Here is a 1777-nt window from a genome sequence, read left to right as displayed (position 1 = left end):
GTACAAGCAGCGCCAGGCCCAGCAACAGCAGCAGCCCCCCGCCGGCACCCCGCAGGCGCCGCAGCCCCAGGAAGGCCGCCCGCCCCAGCAGGAGGCCCGCCAGCAGCCGCCGCAGCACGAGCACCCCCGGCACCAGCGCGGAGGGGGCCAGGCCCAGCAGCAGGCGCAGCAGAACCTGGCACCGGTGGAAGGCGTGCTGGACACGGAGGCCAAGGGCCCCAACGCGTTCCTGCGGCAGGTGAAGCGCAACCTGCTGGCGTCGCCGGACGACCCGGAGCTGCCCAAGAACCTGGTGCAGAAGCTGCGCCTGCGTCAGGGCCAGTACCTGACGGCGTTCGCGCAGATGCGCGGGCACAAGGGCGTCATCCAGAAGGTGGACACGGTGGACGGGCGCCCGCTGGAGTCCGCGCCCCGGCTGCCCCACTTCGCGGACCTCACCTCCGTGGACCCCACCGAGCGGCTGAAGCTGGAGAACGGCCACAAGGAGATGGTCACGCGGGTGTTGGACCTCATCGCGCCCATCGGCAAGGGCCAGCGCGCGCTCATCGTCGCCCCGCCGAAGACGGGCAAGACGATCATGCTCCAGCGCATCGCCCAGGCGGTCCTCAACAACCACCCGGAATGCCACGTCATGTTGGTGCTCATCGACGAGCGCCCCGAAGAAGTGACGGACATGCGCCGGAGCATCAAGGCGGAGGTCATCGCCTCCAGCTCCGACCGGCCCACGGGCGACCACCTCAAGGTGGCGGAGCTCGCGCTGGAGCGTGCCCGCCGGCTGGTGGAGGGCGGCAAGGACGTGGTCATCCTGCTGGACTCCATCACCCGCCTGGCGCGCGCCTACAACAAGGAGGTCGACAGCTCCGGCCGCACGATGACGGGCGGCGTGGACAGCCGCGCCCTGGAGCGCCCCAAGCGCATCTTCGGCGCCGCTCGCGCGACGGAAGAGGCGGGCTCGCTCACCATCATCGGCACGGCGCTCATCGACACCGGCAGCCGGATGGACGAAGTGATTTTCGAGGAGTTCAAGGGGACGGGTAACTCGGAAGTCACCCTGGACCGGCTGCTCGCGGAGAAGCGCGTCTTCCCGGCCATCAACATCCCCCAGTCCGGCACGCGCAAGGAGGAGAAGCTCTTCACCCTGCGCGAGTACGAGAAGGTGAAGAAGCTGCGGCAGATGCTCTTCTCCGTGAAGCCGGTGGAGGCCATGGAGGCGCTCGTCAAACGGCTCGCCCGGTACACCTACAACGACGAGTTCTTCGACGAGATGTAGCCCGGCTGCCCGCGCGGGGGTGGTGTGGCGAGCCCTGGATTGCGTAAGGTGTGCGCATGATTCAGGGCTCGGGCCGCTGCCACTATCACCCCGACCGCGCGGGCCTGGGTGTCTGCGTGGAGTGTCGCCGCGTCATCTGCCGCGAGTGCACCACGCAGTTCGAGGGCATCAACCGCTGCGCAAGCTGCCTGGACACGCGCCGCAAGGCGCTGGAGGGGCCGCCGCCCCGGCGTGAGTGGAGCGTCGTCAACGTGGTGCTGGCGCTCGTGGGCGCCGTCCTCTTGTGGGGCGGCGTCCTCATCGCCGCCCACGCGGTGGGCTGAAAGACCATGGCCGTCTCCGCGCTCGAACTACGCCCCCGGGGTCCGGTGGCCTTGATGGATGCGGCGCTGCGGCTGTGCGCGCGCAACGCCGGCCTGTGGGCCCTCACGCTGCCCGGAGGCGCCGCGGTGGTGGCCGCGCTGCTGCACCTGGTGGACGCGGTGGACCACGGCCGCTCCCCCACCC

The 1777-nt window shown here is 70.4% G+C and carries 2 protein-coding genes; both read left to right on the top strand.

The window, feature by feature from the left end:
* Positions 1–1270 (top strand): transcription termination factor Rho (gene rho, locus D7V88_RS41180; RefSeq protein ID WP_244238678.1); only part of this gene is annotated, 1270 nt, incomplete at its 5' end.
* Between the two features lie 56 nt (positions 1271–1326).
* Positions 1327–1593: a hypothetical protein gene (locus D7V88_RS41175; RefSeq protein WP_120545917.1), complete on the top strand. Its 267-nt coding sequence runs from the start codon at positions 1327–1329 to the stop codon at positions 1591–1593.
* Positions 1594–1777: the final 184 nt, after the last annotated feature.

Source organism: Corallococcus terminator, from assembly GCF_003611635.1.
In the GTDB taxonomy this organism is placed as follows: Bacteria; Myxococcota; Myxococcia; order Myxococcales; family Myxococcaceae; genus Corallococcus; species Corallococcus terminator.
This window is presented reverse-complemented; position numbering and strand designations above follow the sequence as displayed.

What these genes read in the sequence shown, in the direction of transcription:
- D7V88_RS41175 (WP_120545917.1), top strand. Translation starts at nt 1,327, where the DNA reads ATGATTCAGGGCTCGGGCCGCTGCCACTATCACCCCGACCGCGCGGGC.